The following is a 17,796-nucleotide window of genomic DNA, read 5'->3' on the forward strand; positions in this document are numbered from 1 at the left end:
GGTTCGTCAGCGGCGGGGCAGGCCGACCCGGCCGGCGGGCTGGTGGATGTCGTGGCCGGCGACGGTCGTGATCGTCGAGGGCACCCCCGCCGCGGCGATCGCCGCGCCGACCGCCCGGCTGGCCGGACTGCCGGCCGGCAGGACGTACGCCGGGTCGGGGGCGGCTGCGACCAGGTCCCGGTGCGGGCCGTAGCGGTCCCAGCCGGGGCGCAGGTCGTCGTCGATGACCGCGCACACGATCCGTTCCCGGGTGGCGAGGGTGATCGGCAGGCAGGTCCAGTAGCCGCCGTAGAAGCGGGTTATCCCGCGCTCGTCGAGTGCCGCGATCAGCTCCGCGCGGGCGTCGGCCTGCCGGCCGTACGCCGGCAGGTGGGCGACGAGCGCGGCCGTCGCGGCGACCATCGTGGCGGCCAGGGCCGCCAGCGTGACGCGACCGGCCACCCGCCACCGCCCCCGCGTGGCCAGCGTCCACAGCGGCCAGAGCAGGGCCGGTAGGGAGATCAGCAGGCAGGACAGGTAGCGGGCGCTCTCCACCGGCGTCCTGCCGGCGGCGCCGCTGGACGCGTATGCGAGCAGGGTCAGCGCCGCGGCCACGACGAGCGCGAGCCGGCCGGCCGGCACGACCCACCGCGGGCCGGGACCGGCATACCCGGCACCGGCCGGTGCCCGGCGCAGTCCCCGCCAGGCGAGCACGCCCGCGACGACCAGCAGGACCGGCGCCAGCACCCCCCACAAGAGCTGCCACGGCGCGCAGCGGCCGGGGTCGCACAGCCCGGTGCCCATCGGCAGGCCGAAGAGCACGCCGCCGAAGAGCCGGTCCGGCCAGGACGCGTCGACCCCACCGCTGAGGTTCGCGTAGACGGCCAGCGACCGGTGCTCCGGCGCGGCGGTCAGGTTGTGGACGACGATCGGCACCAGTCCCACCACCAGCCCGGCCGCGAGCGCGGCGCCGGGGCGGCCCCGCAGCTCACGCCAGCCGGTCACGAGCAGCAGCAGGCCGGCCGCGCCGACGTACGGCAGGACCAGCCAGTCGTCCCAGAGGGTGAGGCCGGCGACCAGACCGAAGACGGCGTACGCGGCGGTGCGGCGGCGTACGACGCCCAGGCCGAGGTTGACCGCGAGCAGCATCAGCAGGGCGCCGGCCGGATTCATCTCGGGATAGCCGCCGCCGGCCACGAGTTGGTTCTTCAGGATCCGGTCGGAGCCCAGCGCCAGCAGGCCGACGGTGAAGGCGGCCAGCCACGGCGAGTAGAGGCGGCTGGTCAGCCGCCACATCAGGGCCAGGAAGGCGGTGTAGAGCAGCAGGTTGGGCAGGCGTACGGCGAGCACCGACGGCCCGGCCAGCAGGAACAGCGGCGTGGCCAGGTAGGACTCCAGCGCCCCCATGTAGTGCTGGCCGTAGAAGAAGAGCGGGAACTCCCGGCCCTGGCTCATGTGGAGGGCGACCAGGCCGGTGGTGGCCTCGTCGCTGTTGGTCGGCGGGGCCTGCGCGAGGAGCACCGCGAGGCGGTAGCCGACGCCGGCCACGGCGAGGGCCAGCGCGACCCCGACGGGGGTGGGTCGCCACCGTCGGCTGGTCACCGGGGCGGGCGCGAGAGCCTGCTCGGTGACCATGCCGGGCAGTCTTTCACGGCTTACCGACCCGGCGGGGGCCGGCTCCCCGCAGTCGCCACCGACCAGACAAAACGCCGTACACACCACGCGTATACGCACGGTGTATACGCGTGGTGTAGTGTCCCCCCCATGGCAATCGGACAGACGTTCCTGGGGCTGCTGGAGTCTCGGCCGTCGCACGGCTACGACCTGAAGCGCACATACGACGAACGGTTCGGCCAGGGCCGGCCACTGGCCTACGGGCAGGTCTACGCGACCCTCTCCCGGCTGCTCAAGAACGGCCTCATCGAGGTCGACGGGGTGGAGCCCGGCGGCGGCCCGGAGCGCAAGCGGTACGCCATCACCGACGCCGGGATCACCGACGTGCAACGCTGGCTCGCCCAGCCCGAAAAGCCCGACCTCTACCTCCAGAACACCCTCTACTCCAAGGTCGTGCTGGCGCTGCTGACCGGACGCCCCGCCGCCGAGATCCTCGACACCCAGCGGGCCGAACACCTGCGCCTCATGCGCGAACTGACCCGCCGCAAGAACAACGGTGGCCTGCCCGACCACCTCATCTGCGACTATGCGCTGTTCCACCTCGAGGCCGACCTGCGGTGGCTCGAACTCACCGCCGCCCGCCTCGACCAACTCGCGCAGGAGGTACGGCCATGAAACACGCGACCGACGCGGGCGCCCGGAGCCTGCCGAGCGAGACCCTGCTCACCGCCGTCGACCTGCACAAGTCGTTCGGTCCCACCACCGCCCTCGCCGGCGCGTCGATGGAACTCGCCGCGGGCGAGGTCGTCGCGATCATGGGACCGTCCGGCTCCGGAAAGTCGACCCTGCTGCACTGCGCGGCCGGGATCGTCGCTCCCGACAGCGGCCGGATCGTCTACCGCGGCCGTGAACTGTCGGGCATGTCGGACGCCGCCCGCAGCGCGCTGCGCCGCAGCGAGTTCGGGTTCGTCTTCCAGTTCGGCCAACTGGTGCCCGAACTGACCTGCCTGGAAAACGTCGCCCTACCGCTGCGGCTGGACGGGCACCGGCGCCGGGCGGCCGAACGCCGGGCCACCGAATGGCTGGAGCGGCTGGAGGTCACCGACGTCGCGCACAAGCGCCCCGGCGAGATCTCCGGCGGCCAGGGCCAGCGGGTCGCGGTCGCCCGCTCGCTGGTCACCGGCCCACGGGTGGTCTTCGCCGACGAGCCGACCGGTGCCCTCGACTCGCTCAACGGCGAGCGGGTCATGACGCTGCTGACCGAGGCCGCCCGGGAGACCGGCGCCGCCGTGGTGCTGGTGACCCACGAGCCGCGCGTCGCGGCGTACTCGGATCGGGAGATCGTGGTGCGCGACGGCCGGACCCGCGAGATGGAGCTGACCGGCCGATGACCGAGCGCGGGTTCTGCCCCGGTCATGCGGCCACCGAGCGAAGCGAGGTGACGCATGACCGAGCGAAGTAGGCGAAGGGTCGGCGTCGGGCGGTGGATCACCGACCTGGTCCTCGGTTGCCGGCTGGCGGTCAGCGGCGGCCGGGAGGGCTGGACGCGTACGGTCCTGACCGCGGTCGGGGTCGGGCTCGGCGTGGCCCTGCTGCTGGTCTCCGCCGCCATTCCCAACATGCTCGACGCGCGCTCGGAACGCACCTCCGCCCGCTCCGACCTGCGCTTCACCCAACAGGAACTGCCCGCCGGCGACGACACGCTGCTGATCGTCGACGTCGGCACCAGATACCGGGGCGAGCACGTCTACGGCCGGATGCTGCAACCCGAGGGGCCCGACGCACCCCGGCCGCCGGGGGTGACCGAACTGCCCGGTCCGGGCGAGATGGTCGTCTCCCCCAGCCTGGAGAAACTGCTCACCGGCCCGGACGGTGCCCTGCTGCGCGAGCGGCTCGACGCCCGGATCGTCGGCACGATCGGTGACGAGGGGCTGGGCGGCGCGCTGGAGCACGCGTTCTACCTGGGCAGCGACAGCCTCGACCCCGATCACGCCCGCCGGATCGACGGGTTCGGGACGCCGGACGACAGCGAAGGGCTGGACCCGGTCCTCCTCATGCTCACCGTGGTCATCCTCGCCGTACTGCTGTTGCCGGTCGCGGTCTTCATCGGCGCGGCCGTACGGTCCGGCAGCGACCGCCGGGACCGACGGCTCGCCGCGTTGCGGCTGGTCGGCGCGGACGGCGCGATGACCCGCCGGATCGCCGCCGGTGAGGCGGCGTTCGCGTCGGTCCTCGGGCTCGGCGTCGGCGCCGTCTGTTTCTTCGCCGGGCGGCAACTGGTGGAGCTGGTCACCGTCGCCGACGTGACCCTTTTCGCCGGTGACATCCGGCCGACCCTGCCGCTCGCCCTGCTCATCGTGCTGGCCGTACCCGCCGCCGCGGTGGCCGTGACCGTCTTCGCCCTGCGCCGGGTGGTCATCGAACCGCTCGGTGTGGTCCGGCACGCCGCCGGCACCCGGCGCCGGCTCTGGTGGCGGCTGGTGCCCCCGGTCCTCGGGCTGGCCCTGCTCACCCCGCTGATCGGCACGATCGACGCGGAATCCGGGGGCGGCAACGAGACGCAGATCGCGGCCGGGGCGGTGCTGCTGCTGATCGGCGTGGCCGTCCTGCTGCCCTGGCTGGTCGAGGCGGTGGTCGGGCGGTTGTCGGGCGGCGCGGTGCCGTGGCAGCTCGCCACCCGGCGGCTACAGCTCAGCAGCGGTACGTCGGCCCGCGTCGTCAGTGGCATCGCGGTCGCCTCGGCGGGCGCGATCGCCCTGCAGATGCTCTTCGCCGGGGTGAGCGCCGACTACGTGGAGGAGACGGGGCAGGACCCCGAGCGGGCCCAGTTCCAGGTGTGGGGCTGGTCCCTGGGCGGCCACTCGGAGACCGAGTCGGCCCTCCGGCGGTTGCGCGAGACGACCGGGATACGCGACGTCTCCGGCTTCAGCACCGTGTACGCCGCCAGCGTCGCCGAGCCCGCGCCGGGGGGCCTGCCGGCCGGGGTGCACCTGGTCGTCGGCGACTGCGCCATGCTGGCCGAGTTCGCCCGGTTGGAAAGCTGTGCCGCCGGGGACGTCTTCATGAGCGAGGCCGCCCAGCCGGTCCCCGACGCGCCGGCGCCGAAGCCGGGTGAGCGGGTCGTGATGAGCGGCGGTACGGCGACGGAGTGGACGATTCCCGCCGGCACCCGGATGGTCGCCGCGCACCCGGACTCACCACTACAGGACGCCGCCCGGCTGTACGTGACGCCGGAGGCACTACCGCCGGACGTCCTGCGACACGGCCGGGTCGAGTTCTACGTCAACCTCGACCCGGCCGAGCCGGACGCCGTCGAGCACCTGCGTACCACCGCGGTCAAGGCGAGCCCCTACCTCTCGGTCATCGAGCGGGTGGCGTTGCGGGAGAACGACCGGTTCGCCGACATCCGGCTGGGCCTGTTCGTCGGCGCCGTGCTGACCCTGCTGCTGATCGGCGCCAGCATGCTCGTGACCACCCTGGAGCAGCTCCGGGAACGTCAGCGGCTGCTCGCCGTACTGGTCGCGTTCGGGACCCGGCGCAGCACGCTGACCTGGTCGGTGCTGTTGCAGACCGCCGTACCGGTGGTGCTCGGGCTGGCCCTGGCGATCGGTGTGGGGCTGGGGCTCGGCGCGGTGCTGATGTCGATGGTCGACCTCTCGGTCCGGATCGACTGGACCAGCATCGGCCAGATCACCGGGGTGGCCGCCGGGGTGGTGCTGCTGGTCACCGTACTGAGCCTGCCGGTCCTGTGGCGGCTGATGCGCCCGGACGGGCTGCGTACGGAATGAGCGGGTGGGCCTGCCGTGACCGGTCCCGGCAGGCCCGCTTCGGCTCAGGTGGCGGTGGGCGGTACGGCCGGAGGGCGGTGCATCGCCCAGACCTGGGGGCCGCCGGGGATCTGGGCCCGGGCCCGTACGGCGAAACCCAGCCGGCGGTAGAAGTCGAGGTTGGCCGGGGCCGACGTCTCCAGGTAGGCCGGTGTGCCGGTGCGGTCCGCCTCGGCGAGTGCCGGCGCGAGCAGCGCCGGCCCGATCCCCCGCCCACGCGCGGAGGGCCGTACGCCGACGGTGGCGAGCACCAGGTGCGGGCTGTCCGGACGCAGTTCGGCGGAGATGGTGCCGGCCAGTTCCATCGCCGCGCGGCGGTCTCCGGCGTACTCCGCCTCCATCGGGGCGAGCCCGGCCCACACCGGCGCGGGTATCTCCCGGTCCGGCCACAGCCACACGGCCGCGCCGGCGATCCGGCCGTCGGCGCCGTCGGCCGCCCAGACCTCCCCGTACGGCACGCCGACCCGCTCGACGGTGAGCTGGAACAGCCCGGTGAGGCGGTCCCGGTGCCGGTCGGCGGCGACCGTCCATCCGGTGAACGGGTAGCCGTCGAACGCCTCGGCCAGCACGGCCGACACGTCGGCGACGGCTTCCGGCCCCACCCGGCGAACCCGCGCGGGCCGCTGGTCCGAGCGTGCCACGTGCTCCCCTTTCCGGGATCGGTGCTGCGACGCAAACCGTACCGCCTGCTGTGACGCCGGGGCAGCCGGCGGTCGGGATCGTGGCGTCGAGGCCCGGGATAGGGGCGGTTGGCGGGTTCGGCACCATGCTGACTGAGCGCAAGATCTGACAGATATAGATAGTTGACAATGTAATGCTCGACTCCCAATCGACCTCATTCGATGGGAGTGGTTATGCGTATCCGTCCCTTCATACTCGCCGCCGCGCTCGTCGCGGCACTGGTGGCCGTCGTACCGACCGGGGCCGCCCCGGCGCAGGCGGCCGCCGCCGACCGCTGGGGCTTCGCCCTCGTCGACAACCCGACCGTGCCCACCTGGTCCATCCTCAACACCACCCGCCAGTGGGGAAGCTGGAAGCCGGGCTTCCCGGGGCTGTGGGCACTGGGCGGCAAGCTCGCCCTCGGCCGGTTCCAGGTCAGGTTCCCCCAGCTCGCCACGTCGGTCCCCGGCATCGTCCACGTGACGCCGGTCAACCGCACCGGCCACTACTGCGAGGTGGTCAGCTCGGTCCCGGCCGGCGGCGACCAGCTCGTCACCGTGCAGTGCCACGCGCCCGGCGGCAGCCCCTCCGACACCGCGTTCACGATCCTCTGGACGTTGAGTTCCGGCGTCGTCCCGGTCAGCCAGGGCACCCACGCCTACGTACGGTCCACCGCCGCCGGCGGCATCGTGCAGGCGTACAACTCGACCGGGGGCGGCGTCGGCGTGCTTCCCGGCCCACCCGGGCAGTACCAGGTCACCCTCGCGGGCGTCGGGGGGACCGCCGGCCCGTCCGGCAACCTCCAGGTGACGGCGATCAACCCGGGCGGTGCCCCGCGCCGCTGCAAGATCGGTAACTGGGGCCCCAGCGGGCTCGACATCGTCGCCATCGTCACCTGTTTCAACCAGGGCGGCGTGCTGACCGCCACCGAATTCAACCTGTCGTACCACCGCGAGCGGTCGGTGATCGGCTCCTTCGCGCCGCCGAAGTACTTCGGTTACTTCTCGCCGTTCGCCGGTCAGACCAACTTCAACTATCTGCTCGGCTTCGGGTTCAACACGCTGTCCGGCGGGCCGATCTGGCAGTTGACCTACCCCCAGCTCGCCTTCGCCGAGACACACGCACAGGTGGTCGCCCAGGGCACCGGCCCCGAGTACTGCCACCTGACGTGGCCGTGGACGTACGTCGGACTCGACGCCAACGTCTCGATCATCTGCTTCAACAACGCCGGCACCGTGGTGCCGTACCGCTTCCTGTCCACCTTCACCTCCAAGGACTGACCCGCGCCGCGCCCGCCCCGCGCCGGGGCCGGCAGGCCCGCTGATCAAGGAGAAGTCGCGTCCGGTACGCGACGAATGCCGGACCACTTCTCCTTGATCGGCGCGATCATGAAGCGCCGGGCGAGAGCGACCGACCCGGCGGGCGGAGGGCGGGACGGGACGTACGGGATCGGGGCGTCACCCGGATAGGGTGGGTGGGGTGAACGCCCGTCCCCCGTACTCCCGTGTCGGCCGCACCCGCGCGGCCGTCGCCGCCGTCGCCGCGCTGGTCCTCCTGACCAGCGGTTGCGCCTTCGGCGACCCGCCCCCGGACCCGGCCGGCGAGCCGCCGACGTTCCCGACCCCGTCGGTGTCGGCGACCCCGCCCGCCGGCGCCGGCCAGGAGGTCGCCTCGACGGTGCTGGCCAAGGGACTGCGCGTGCCGTGGGGGGTGGCGTTCCTGCCCGACGGCGGGGCATTGGTCACCGAGCGGGACACCGCCAAGATCCTGAAGGTCGGTCCGGAGTCGGACACGAACGGCCTCAAGGTCACCACCGTGCAGACCCTCGACGAGGTCGACGCGGCCGGCGAGGGCGGGCTGATGGGCATCGCCGTGTCGCCCGACTACGCCACCGACCAGACGGTGTACGTCTACTACTCGACCGAGGACGACAACCGGGTCGCCCGGCTGACCCTCGGCGGCGAGCCGACCCCGGTGGTCACCGGCATCCCGCTGTCCGGCATCCACAACGGCGGCCGGATCGCGTTCGGCCCGGACGGTTTCCTCTACGTCACCACCGGCGACGCGTCGGAGCGCGGGCTGGCCCAGGACCGGGAGAGTCTCGGCGGCAAGATCCTGCGGATGACGCCGGACGGCAAGCCCGCCGCCGGAAACCCGTTCCCCAACTCGCTGGTCTGGTCGCTCGGCCACCGCAACGTGCAGGGCATCGCCTGGAACGGCGAGGGCCGCCTCTACGCGACCGAGTTCGGCCAGAGTTCGTGGGACGAGATTAATCTGATCGAGCCGGGTAAGAACTACGGCTGGCCCGAGAAGGAAGGCAGGGGCAGCGACCCCAGATTTGTCGATCCGCTGGTCACCTGGCGGACCGACGAGTCGTCGTGCTCGGGCGTCGCGGCGCTGGAGCGGCTGCTGATCGCGGCGTGTCTGCGCGGCGAACGGCTGTGGCTGGTCGAACTGACCGGATCCGGCACCGTGTTCGGGCAGCCCCGGGCGATGCTGACCGGCGAGTACGGCCGGCTGCGTACCGCCGTCACCGCCCCGGACGGGTCGGTCTGGGTCACCACCTCCAATCACGACGGACGGGGGGAGCCGGCGCCGGATGACGACCGCATCCTCCGGTTGGTCTTCTCCGGCGGCGGAGCGGGTAAGAGCTGACGACGGGCAGCCGAGATTCGCGCGCGACGCGCGTTCGTTTCACAAGATCGCCGCGTGGGCAGGGTGATGATGTGAGCATGGAAGAGGACAAAACCGGCAAGGACCGTGCTGCCGAAGGTACGCCGGAGACAGCGGTGCGCGGCCGGCCGCTGCCGGGCGGCGTACGCGCCACAGGCCGGTACCTCCAGCGCGCCGCCGCGTCGCGGGCCAGCCGCCGGATCGGGATGGGGCTGGCCGTCCTCGTCGTCACCCTCGTCGGCGTCGTGGCGGGCGTACTCATCGGGGCCCGCAACCAGATCGACGTCGGGCCGTTCACCGCCGAAATGTCGATCACCCCGTCGACCGACGGCGGCACCACGTTCAGCATCCCGCCGCTGGGCGCCCTGCAACTCGACAGCCACGACGGGCCGGCCCACCTCAACGTCCGGCTCGGGGCGCTCGACCAGCGCCGCACCGAGGCACTCATCGGCGACCCGGCCGGGATCACCCGGGCCAGCCAGACCGCCGTACACGACGTGACCACGGGAATCGTCCGGCTCGGCGCGCAGACGATCGCGGTGTCCGTGCTCTCCACCCTCGTGCTGTCGGCGCTGGTGTTCCGAAACGTACGCCGGGTCGCCTGGTCCGGCGCGCTGGCGCTCGCGATCACCGCCGGCAGTCTCGGCACGGCCGCGCTCACCCTGCGCCCGCAGTCGATCGAGGAGCCACGGTACGAAGGACTCCTGGTCAACGCACCGGCGATCGTCGGTGACGCGCGGCGGATCGCCAACGACTACACGAAATACTCCGAGCAGTTGCAGCGACTGATCGGCAACGTCGGCCGGATCTACACGACGGTGTCGACGCTGCCGGTCTACGAGCCGGCCGAGGGCACGACCCGCATCCTGCACGTGTCGGACCTGCACCTCAACCCGACCGCCTGGCAGATCATCCGCACCATCGTCGAGCAGTGGGACATCGACGCGGTGATCGACACCGGCGACATCACCGACTGGGGCAGCGAGCCGGAGGCGTCCTTCGTCGGCTCGATCGGCCTGCTCGGCGTTCCGTACGTCTACATCCGCGGCAACCACGACTCGCCGACCACCGAGGCGGCGATCGGCGGCCAGCGCAACTCGGTCGTGCTCGACAACACCGTCGCGAACGTCGCCGGGCTGAGCATCGCCGGGATCGGCGACCCGCGCTTCACCCCGGACAAGGAGACGTCCCCGGCCGGATCCGGCCAGACGAAGCAGGCCACGGAGCAGATCCAGGGGGTCGGGCAGCGGCTCGCCGACACGATCCGGGCCACCCCGGAGCCGGTCGACATCGCGCTCGTCCACGATCCGGCGTCGGCCGGGCCGCTGTCCGGCGTGACCCCGCTGGTGCTGGCCGGCCACACCCACAAACGTGCCGAGAGCATGCTGGGCCAGGTCCCCGACCAGCAGGCGACCCGCCTGCTGGTGCAGGGGTCGACCGGCGGCGCCGGGCTACGCGGCCTCGAAGGCGAGGAGCCGCTGCCACTGGCCATGTCGGTGCTCTACTTCGACGCCGAGAAGGCTCTCCAGGCGTACGACGACATCCAGGTCGGCGGCACCGGGCAGTCGCAGGTGGCACTGGAGCGGCACGTGATCAAACCCGAGGTGCCGGAGGAACCGCTCAACGGTTCGCCGTCACCGACGGCACCGACCCCGTCCCCGACCCGCTGAACGATTCGGCCGGCGCCCGCGTGGCGCCGGCCGAATCGGCGAATTCAGCCCTCGACGCCGAGCCGGGACAGGACGAGGTCGCGTACGGTCTTGGCGTCGGCCTGGCCCCGGGTGGCCTTCATGACCGCACCGACCAGGGCACCGGCGGCGGCGACCTTGCCGTCCCGGATCTTGTCGGCGATGGCCGGGTTGGCGGCGATCGCCTCGTCCACGGCGGCGGTCAGCGCGCCGGTGTCGGAGACGACCTCCAGGCCACGGGCGGTCATGATCTCCGACGGGGTGCCCTCCCCGGCGACGACGCCTTCGAGCACCCCACGGGCCAGCTTGTCGTTGAGCTTGCCCTCGTCGACCAGCCGCTGCAGCTCGGCCACGTGCTCCGGGGTGGCGCCCACGGCGGCCAGCTCGATGCCCTGCTCGTTGGCGCGCCGGGACAGCTCGCCCAGCCACCACTTGCGGGCACCGGCCGGCGTCGCACCGGCGGCGATGGTCTGCTCGATCAGCTCGACCGCGCCGGCGTTCAGTACCGACTGCATGTCGAGGTCGGACAGGCCCCACTGCTCCTGGAGCCGCTTGCGGTGCACCCGCGGCAGCTCGGGCAGGGCCGTCCGCAGCTCCTCCACCCAGGCGGCGTCCGGCGCGAGCGGCACCAGGTCGGGCTCGGGGAAGTAGCGGTAGTCGGTCGCCGTCTCCTTCGAGCGGCCCGGGGTGGTGTCGCCGGTGTCCTCGTGGAAGTGCCGGGTCTCCTGCACGATCTTTCCGCCGCCGTCCAGCACCGCCGCCTGGCGCAGCATCTCCGACCGGACGGCCCGCTCGACCGAGCGCAGCGAGTTGACGTTCTTGGTCTCGGTGCGGGTGCCCCACGGGCCGCCGGGAACGTTCAGCGACGTGTTGACGTCGCAGCGCAGCGAGCCCTCCTCCATGCGTACGTCGGAGACGCCCAGGGAACGGAGCACATCGCGCAGTTCGGTGACGTAGGCCCGGGCCACCTCAGGCGCCTTGGCGCCCGTGCCCGGGATCGGCTTGGTGACGATCTCGACCAGCGGGATACCGGCCCGGTTGTAGTCGACCAGCGATTCGGTCGCACCGTGGATCCGCCCGGTCGCGCCGCCGATGTGCAGCGTCTTGCCGGTGTCCTCCTCGAGGTGCACCCGCTCGATGCCGATCCGGACCATCTCACCGTCGACCTCGACGTCCAGCCAGCCGTCGACGCACAGCGGCTCGTCGTACTGGCTGATCTGGAAGTTCTTCGGCATGTCCGGGTAGAAGTAGTTCTTCCGGGCGAAGCGGCACCACGACGCGATCGAGCAGTTGAGCGCCAGCCCGATCCGGATCGTCGCCTCGATCGCCGCCCGGTTTGCGACCGGCAGCGAGCCGGGCAGCCCGAGACAGACCGGGCAGACCCGGGTGTTGGGCTCGCCACCGAAGTCGGTCGGGCAGCCACAGAACATCTTCGTGTTCGTGCCCAGCTCGACGTGCGTCTCCAGGCCGATCACCGGCTCGTAGCGCGCGACGACGTCGTCGTACGGCGGCAGGACGATCGTGCTCATCAACACTCCAGCTCACGACGGCATCCGGACAGAACGTGCACCAGCCTAGTGCAGCACCGCGCCGCCCTGTCGGGGTGTGGCCACCCGATCGCCGACCCGGGCCACACCGCTCGTCGATTGGGCGTCAGCGACCTCATCCAGCGTGGCCCAGTTGCGCGAAATGGTCGGCGGAGGTCAGGTAGCGCATCAGCGGTCCAACGCGGCCATGACCTCGAACTCGGCGATCTCGGCCCGACTGACTACCGAGCCGATGTCCATGACCTCGTCGATGGCGAGCTGGTTGCCGCCGACCCACCGGGGCCGGGTCACTCGGCTACGCGGTTCCCCACGACGGGCTCGGGTCACGACATCCAGGAACACCGCGTTGCCGTGGCGCCCGGCATCCCCTTCGGCAAGCGCCCGCAGGATGGCGGGCGAGTGGCTGCTGAGAACCAACTGGGTCAGTGCTGTTCCACGCTGGGGGGCCGTATCGATGGCCCGGGTGACCAGGTTTCGCAGGTACCTGACGAACTGGGCAAGGTGCTGCGGGTAGATGCCGTTCTCCGGCTCCTCGAAGCAGATCAGTCCCGCGCCGCGGGGATCGTAGAGCGCGGCGAGCAACGCGATCGCCCGCAGCGTGCCATCGGACACGACCTCGGCGGAGAACGGTGCCTCGTCGCGTTGTACGACCTCAACCTGCCGTCGGCGGCGGGCTTCGTCCTCGTTCAGCCGGACCCGCACGACCCCGGGAATGACGGCAGCGAGATCCGCGGACAGGTCGTTGAGCGCCCCTTCGGGGCGATCCTGCCGGTCTCGTCCGCGAACCGACGCAGCGTGTTGGCCAGGTGCGCGCCGCTCTCCGAAAGCGTGTCCGGATCGTCGTACGAGTCCGGCGCGCGTAGGGCGCTCGGATCGAGGTGCAACAACCGCCAGGACTACGGCTCCCGTTTCAGTGCGTACAGCAGCGGGAAGTCGGTCGCGGTCGTCAGGCTCGACAGGACGGTAGCGGTGGCAGCAGTGGCCGGCAATCGGCGCTTGCGGCCCTGGTTACCCTGCTGCCGGATGCTGAACACGGGCCGCCCCTGGTCGTCGGTCTCCGTCTCCAACGGGTCGGCGCCGTTGCGGTAGACCACCGACTGATCTCGATGCGGGCCGACGAACTGTTCTACCCACTGGTCGGCGGCCCGTCGTATCCGGCGGACCGACTCACGGGCCACGTACGGCCGCTTGGTTCCACCAGGTCCACCCGGGCGTAGCTCGATCGTCAGCTCGTAGCGCAACCGCGTGTGGTTGACCTCGGCGGTGTCGCCGAACGCGTCGGTGACCGAGCGGTCGAGCAGAACCTCCACGGCGAAGGACATCTGGTCGACGGCAGCGCCGTCGGTGCGTCGGTGAAACAGGTCGACCAGGTCGCCACGCATGTGCTGGGCGGCTTCCAGAACCGGTTCCCCGGCCAGTCGGCCGAGGAACCGGATCGCGTCGAACAGGTTGGACTTACCGGCCGCGTTGCGGCCGATGATGACGAGGAACGGTGGTACGTCGAGTTCGAAGTCGCGGAACGACTTGAACCCGTCGATCTCGATCCTGGTCAGCATCGCCCGCCATCGTCAGAGGGCGGGTGGGGTCAGGGTGCCGACGGCGGATTCGAGGGCGGCGGCGACCCGGTACATCCGGTCGTCGGCCATCGTCGGGGCCATCACCTGGAGCCCGACCGGCAGCCCCTCCGACAGTCCACAGGGGACGGAGATGGCCGGGCCGCCGTACAGGTTGCTGGGGATCGTGAACAGGTCGGCCAGGTACATCTGGTAGGGGTCGGCCGTACGCGATCCGAGCGGGAACGCCACGAACGGGGTGGTCGGCGAGATCAGCGCGTCGACCTGCTCGAACGCGGCGGTGAAGTCGCGGCTGATCAGGGTACGGACCTTCTGCGCCTGCCCGTAGTAGGCGTCGTAGTAGCCCGAGGAGAGGGCGTAGGTGCCGAGCATGATGCGCCGCTTCACCTCGGCGCCGAAGCCCACGTCGCGGGTCAGCGACATGACCTCCTCCAGCGACCGCACCCCGTCGTCGCCGGTCCGCAGGCCGAAGCGCACGCCGTCGAAGCGGGCCAGGTTGGACGAGCACTCGCTCGGCGCGATCAGGTAGTAGGCCGGCAGGGCGTACTCGAAGTGGGGGCAGGACACCTCGACCACCTCGGCGCCGAGCTTGGTCAGCGCGTCGACGGCGTCGCGGAACGCGGCGGTCACACCCGGCTCGCCGCCCGCCTCGGCGGCGAACTCGCGGACCAGGCCGAGCCGCATGCCGGTCAGGTCGCCGGCCGCCCCGGCCCGGGCGGCGGCGACGACGTCGGGCACCGGCTGCGGAACCGATGTCGAGTCGCGCGGGTCGTGGCCGCCGATGACCGAGTGCAGTAGCGCGGCGTCGAGCACCGTACGGGCGCACGGGCCCGGGGTGTCCAGAGAGGACGAGAAGGCGATGAGGCCGTAGCGGGAGGTGCCGCCGTACGTCGGCTTCGCCCCGACGGTGCCGGTGACCGCACCCGGCTGCCGGATCGAACCGCCGGTGTCGGTGCCGATCGCGAGCGGCGCCTCGTAGGCGGCCAGCGCGGCGGCGCTGCCACCACCCGATCCGCCCGGGATACGGCCGAGATCCCAGGGGTTGAACGTCGGCCCGTACGCGGAGTATTCGGTCGACGAGCCCATCGCGAACTCGTCCATGTTGGTCTTGCCGAGCATGACGGTGCCGGCGGCCCGCAACCGCTCGACGATCGTCGAGTCGTACGGCGGACGCCAGCCTTCGAGGATGCGCGACGCGGCCGTGGTCGGCACGCCGCGGGTGGTCAGCACGTCCTTGACGGCGATCGGCACCCCGGCCAGCGGGCCCAGTTCCTCGCCGGCGGCCCGGCGGGTGTCGACGGCGCGGGCCGCGTCGAGCGCGCCCTCGGCGTCGACGTGCAGGAAGGCGTGCACCCGCTCGTCGACGGCGGCGATCCGGTCGAGGTGGGCCTCGGTCACCTCGACGGCGGAGACCTCGCCGGACGCGATGCGCGCGGCGATCTCGGTCGCGGTCAGTCTGGTCAGGTCGGCCATGGTCACGCCTCCTCGTCGAGGATCCGCGGTACGCGGAACCGGTTGCCCTCGGCGTCCGGTGCACCGGACAGCGCCTCGGCGGGGGTGAGGCCCGGCACCACCACGTCGTCGCGCAGGACGTTGGTCAGCGGCACGGAGTGCGACGTCGGCGGGATGTCGGCGGCGGCGACCTCACCGACCCGGGCGACCGCCTGGAGGATGACGTCGAGTTGGCCGGCGAAGGTGTCGAGCTCGGTGTCGGTGACTGCGAGCCGCGACAGGCGCGCCAGATGCGCGACCTCTTCGCGGGAGATGGCGGCCATCTGCGCCCCCTTCGTGGGTAAACGTGACCGGCCGAGTCTATTTCTCGCCCCGGCAGCGCCTCCCCCCGCCCCGCCAACTCCCCCATGATCCCCGTGATCAGGGACTGTTATTGGCGTGTCGCCGGCGCGCCGCCCGCCAAACTCCCTGATCACGCGGATCTTGCGGCGGGCGGCGCCGGGCCGGCGCGGCCGGGCCGGGCGGGGCCCGGACCGGCCGGTGGGCAGCGGCGGCTCAGGTGGTCAGGTGGGGGCGTAGGGGGTGGTAGCGGGCCAGCCAGGCGGCCAGCTCGTCGGCGGGCATCGGGCGGGCGTAGAACCAGCCCTGGGCGACGTGGCAGCCCGCCTCGTGCAGCATCCGCCAGGTCCGCTCGTCCTCGACCCCTTCGGCCACGACCCGCAGCCCGAGCGCGCCGGCCAGTTCGATGATCGACCGGACGATCGCGGCGTCGTCGGCGTCGCCGGTCATGCCGAGTACGAACGACCGGTCGACCTTGACCTCGGACAGCGGCAGCCGGCGCAGGTGCTGCATGGACGAGTAGCCGGTGCCGAAATCGTCGAGCGCGATCGCGACGCCGATCCGGTCGAGCCGGGCGATGGTGGCCAGGACCCGGCGCGGGTCGGCCATCAGCGCCCCCTCGGTGATCTCCAGTTGGAGCCGGTCCGGCGGTACGCCGTAGCGGGTGAGCCGGTCGTCGATCTGGTCGGCGATCTCACCGGTGTGCAGGTCGCGGACGCTGACGTTGAGTGCCGCCCGCAGCGGCAGGCCGGCCGCCGCCCACTTGGCGACCTGTTCGACCACGTCGTCGACGACCCGCCGGGTGAGCAGCCGCATCACCGCGCTCTGCTCGGCGACCCGGATCAGTTCCTCGGGGTCGACCATCCCGCGCCGGGGGTGCCGCCAGCGCAGCAGTGCCTCGACGCCCACCACCTCGCCGGTCGCGATCTCGACCTGCGGCTGGTAGTACATGGTGATCTCGCCCGCGCCGCCGGCCTCGCGGCCGGCGGTGGCACCGGCCCGACCGGCGGTGGCGGCTTCCCGGCCGGCCGCCGGGCCGCCACCGGAGTGCTGCGGGCCGGTCGTCTCCAGGACCCGGCGCAGGTCGGCGAGAAGGCTGAGCCGCTCCGGCGAACTGTGGTCGGAGTCCGGTGCATAGACGGCGACGGCGTCGCCGCGGTGCTTCGCGTCGTACATGGCGACGTCGGCGTGCCGCATCAGGGTCTCGAAGTCCTCGCCGTGCTCGGGGTAGACGGCGACGCCGATCGAGCCGCCGACGTCGAGCGGGAGGCCGTCGATCGGTACCGGTTCGGCGAGCACCTCGACGATCCGGGCGGCGAGGTCGGTGGCCTCGGCCGGGTCGGCGAGGTGCCCGCTGAGGATGGCGAACTCGTCGCCGCCGAGCCGGGCCACCACGTCCTGCGGGCGTACGGCCGCCGTCAGCCGGCCGGCGACCTCGACGAGGAGGCGGTCGCCGACGGCGTGCCCGAGCGCGTCGTTGACGTGCTTGAAGCGGTCGAGGTCGAGTACGAGCAGGGCGAGGTGCCGTTCGGCGGCGTGCCGGGCGGCGCGCTCGGCGTGGGCGGGCAGCCGGTCGGCGACCTCGCCGAGCAGCGCCTTGCGGTTGGCCAGGCCGGTGAGCGGGTCGAGCCGGCCGACCTGTTCGTGCTCGGTCGACAGCCGGGCCATCCGGTAGACGGCGTAGAGCGGTACGACGACCAGCGGGATCAGTGCGGCGTTGGTCCGCGCGGCGCTGGCCAGGATCGGGCCGAGCAGCAGCAGCGAACCGGTCGAGAGCAGTTCGAAGGCGAGCCCGTGGCTGACCGAGCGCCACCAGTGGCCGCCGGTCAGCAGCCGGATGGCGACGGTGACGGTGCCGTACTTGACGGCGAACCAGGTCGCCGCCGCGGCGACGACCGTCACCACGTACGGCAGGCCGGGTGCCAGGCGAATGACCGTGTAGGCGGCGGTGAGGGCGAGGGCGTACTGGGCGATGTTGAACACGGTCCGCCACACGGTGTGCCGCATCCGCCAGGAGGCGACGACGACGGCCGCCGCCTGTACGGCGATCGCCGGTGCCTCGCCCCACAGCAGCATGATGGCGAAGGTGAAACAGATCGACGGGAACACCGCCGAACTCTGGCGGCGGCCGGGCGGGGTGAAGGGGCGGGCGTCGCAGACGACGGCGAGGCCGGCCATCAGCCAGAACCCGACCGGCAGGGCCGGGATCTCGCTGGGGAGCGCGACCAGTGACACGGCGGTGACGGCGCCGGCCAGGGTCACGATCGCGGTGACGAAGGTGAAGAACGGCAACGCCCGCTCGGGGGGAACGGAGTTCCGCTGCGCTGCGGCCTCCATCGGACCTCCCGCCGTCTCTCGCCGGGGCACGACCTGATGCCGCGCTGGTGATGCTCCATCAAACTCCCCGACCGGCCAGGGCTGCGACCTCGGGGGACAAAGGGAG

General features: G+C 72.2%; 14 protein-coding genes. 6 read left to right on the forward strand and 8 right to left on the reverse strand.

Annotated features, from left to right (window positions below):
* Nucleotides 1-6: 6 nt before the first annotated feature.
* A complete protein-coding gene (locus QCD66_RS29740; protein ID WP_375733876.1) occupies nt 7-1,614 on the reverse strand; it encodes an ArnT family glycosyltransferase in 1,608 nt (535 codons plus the stop codon).
* Nucleotides 1,615-1,743: 129 nt separating this feature from the next.
* On the opposite strand from QCD66_RS29740, the gene QCD66_RS29745 reads away from it, so the two are divergent.
* From QCD66_RS29745 to QCD66_RS29755, 3 genes are read left to right on the forward strand one after another with little or no spacing between them, the layout of a single operon-like run.
* Nucleotides 1,744-2,268: a PadR family transcriptional regulator gene (locus tag QCD66_RS29745; protein ID WP_357532732.1), complete on the forward strand. Its 525-nt coding sequence runs from the start codon at nt 1,744-1,746 to the stop codon at nt 2,266-2,268.
* Nucleotides 2,265-2,984 carry an ABC transporter ATP-binding protein gene (locus QCD66_RS29750; RefSeq protein WP_364208314.1) on the forward strand — a complete coding sequence of 240 codons (720 nt, stop codon included), beginning with the start codon at nt 2,265-2,267 and terminating at the stop codon, nt 2,982-2,984. The genes QCD66_RS29745 and QCD66_RS29750 overlap by 4 nt, the downstream gene beginning before the upstream one ends.
* 54 nt (nt 2,985-3,038) lie before the next feature.
* Complete coding sequence (locus QCD66_RS29755) at nt 3,039-5,381, forward strand: FtsX-like permease family protein (RefSeq protein WP_375733875.1); 2,343 nt, start codon at nt 3,039-3,041, stop codon at nt 5,379-5,381.
* 44 nt (nt 5,382-5,425) lie between these two features.
* On the opposite strand, the gene QCD66_RS29760 is transcribed toward QCD66_RS29755, so the two are convergent.
* Complete coding sequence (locus QCD66_RS29760; protein WP_375733874.1) at nt 5,426-6,061, reverse strand: GNAT family N-acetyltransferase; 636 nt, start codon at nt 6,059-6,061, stop codon at nt 5,426-5,428.
* 213 nt (nt 6,062-6,274) lie between these two features.
* Between QCD66_RS29760 and QCD66_RS29765 the strand changes: the two genes are divergently transcribed.
* From QCD66_RS29765 to QCD66_RS29775, 3 genes are all read left to right on the forward strand, one after another.
* Nucleotides 6,275-7,360: a hypothetical protein gene (locus QCD66_RS29765; protein ID WP_364208323.1), complete on the forward strand. Its 1,086-nt coding sequence runs from the start codon at nt 6,275-6,277 to the stop codon at nt 7,358-7,360.
* Nucleotides 7,361-7,559: 199 nt separating this feature from the next.
* Entirely contained in the window at nt 7,560-8,735 is a 1,176-nt protein-coding gene (locus QCD66_RS29770; RefSeq protein WP_364208326.1) for a PQQ-dependent sugar dehydrogenase, read from the forward strand.
* Nucleotides 8,736-8,812: 77 nt separating this feature from the next.
* The gene (locus QCD66_RS29775; RefSeq protein WP_375733873.1) at nt 8,813-10,423 is read left to right on the forward strand and encodes a metallophosphoesterase; all 1,611 of its coding nucleotides are present in this window, start codon (nt 8,813-8,815) and stop codon (nt 10,421-10,423) included.
* Nucleotides 10,424-10,467: 44 nt separating this feature from the next.
* Here QCD66_RS29775 and gatB read toward each other — a convergent pair whose 3' ends face one another.
* The 6 genes from gatB to QCD66_RS29805 form a co-directional block, all read right to left on the reverse strand.
* Entirely contained in the window at nt 10,468-11,970 is a 1,503-nt protein-coding gene (gene gatB / locus QCD66_RS29780; RefSeq protein WP_364208332.1) for an Asp-tRNA(Asn)/Glu-tRNA(Gln) amidotransferase subunit GatB, read from the reverse strand.
* A gap of 186 nt (nt 11,971-12,156) precedes the next feature.
* A complete protein-coding gene (locus QCD66_RS29785; protein ID WP_375733872.1) occupies nt 12,157-12,690 on the reverse strand; it encodes an AAA family ATPase in 534 nt (177 codons plus the stop codon).
* Between the two features lie 194 nt (nt 12,691-12,884).
* Nucleotides 12,885-13,544: an AAA family ATPase gene (locus QCD66_RS29790; RefSeq protein ID WP_407566873.1), complete on the reverse strand. Its 660-nt coding sequence runs from the start codon at nt 13,542-13,544 to the stop codon at nt 12,885-12,887.
* A gap of 12 nt (nt 13,545-13,556) precedes the next feature.
* Nucleotides 13,557-15,035, reverse strand: a complete 1,479-nt coding sequence (gene gatA / locus QCD66_RS29795; RefSeq protein WP_364208838.1) for an Asp-tRNA(Asn)/Glu-tRNA(Gln) amidotransferase subunit GatA — start codon at nt 15,033-15,035, stop codon at nt 13,557-13,559.
* 2 nt (nt 15,036-15,037) lie between these two features.
* Nucleotides 15,038-15,337: an Asp-tRNA(Asn)/Glu-tRNA(Gln) amidotransferase subunit GatC gene (gatC, locus tag QCD66_RS29800; RefSeq protein ID WP_357532744.1), complete on the reverse strand. Its 300-nt coding sequence runs from the start codon at nt 15,335-15,337 to the stop codon at nt 15,038-15,040.
* A 232-nt stretch (nt 15,338-15,569) separates the two neighbouring features.
* Nucleotides 15,570-17,690 (reverse strand): putative bifunctional diguanylate cyclase/phosphodiesterase, encoded by a 2,121-nt coding sequence (locus tag QCD66_RS29805; protein WP_375733870.1) that lies wholly within the window; start codon nt 17,688-17,690, stop codon nt 15,570-15,572.
* Nucleotides 17,691-17,796: the final 106 nt, after the last annotated feature.

This window comes from Polymorphospora sp. A560, from assembly GCF_045781765.1.
Classification (GTDB): Bacteria; Actinomycetota; Actinomycetes; order Mycobacteriales; family Micromonosporaceae; genus Polymorphospora; species Polymorphospora lycopeni.

Coding starts and splice junctions, on each gene's coding strand:
- QCD66_RS29775 (WP_375733873.1), top strand. CDS start 8,813: ATGGAAGAGGACAAAACCGGCAAGGACCGTGCTGCCGAAGGTACGCCG.
- gatB (WP_364208332.1), bottom strand. CDS start 11,970: ATGAGCACGATCGTCCTGCCGCCGTACGACGACGTCGTCGCGCGCTAC.
- QCD66_RS29745 (WP_357532732.1), top strand. CDS start 1,744: ATGGCAATCGGACAGACGTTCCTGGGGCTGCTGGAGTCTCGGCCGTCG.
- gatA (WP_364208838.1), bottom strand. CDS start 15,035: ATGGCCGACCTGACCAGACTGACCGCGACCGAGATCGCCGCGCGCATC.
- QCD66_RS29740 (WP_375733876.1), bottom strand. CDS start 1,614: ATGGTCACCGAGCAGGCTCTCGCGCCCGCCCCGGTGACCAGCCGACGG.
- QCD66_RS29790 (WP_407566873.1), bottom strand. CDS start 13,544: ATGCTGACCAGGATCGAGATCGACGGGTTCAAGTCGTTCCGCGACTTC.
- gatC (WP_357532744.1), bottom strand. CDS start 15,337: ATGGCCGCCATCTCCCGCGAAGAGGTCGCGCATCTGGCGCGCCTGTCG.
- QCD66_RS29755 (WP_375733875.1), top strand. CDS start 3,039: ATGACCGAGCGAAGTAGGCGAAGGGTCGGCGTCGGGCGGTGGATCACC.
- QCD66_RS29750 (WP_364208314.1), top strand. CDS start 2,265: ATGAAACACGCGACCGACGCGGGCGCCCGGAGCCTGCCGAGCGAGACC.
- QCD66_RS29805 (WP_375733870.1), bottom strand. CDS start 17,690: ATGGAGGCCGCAGCGCAGCGGAACTCCGTTCCCCCCGAGCGGGCGTTG.
- QCD66_RS29765 (WP_364208323.1), top strand. CDS start 6,275: ATGCGTATCCGTCCCTTCATACTCGCCGCCGCGCTCGTCGCGGCACTG.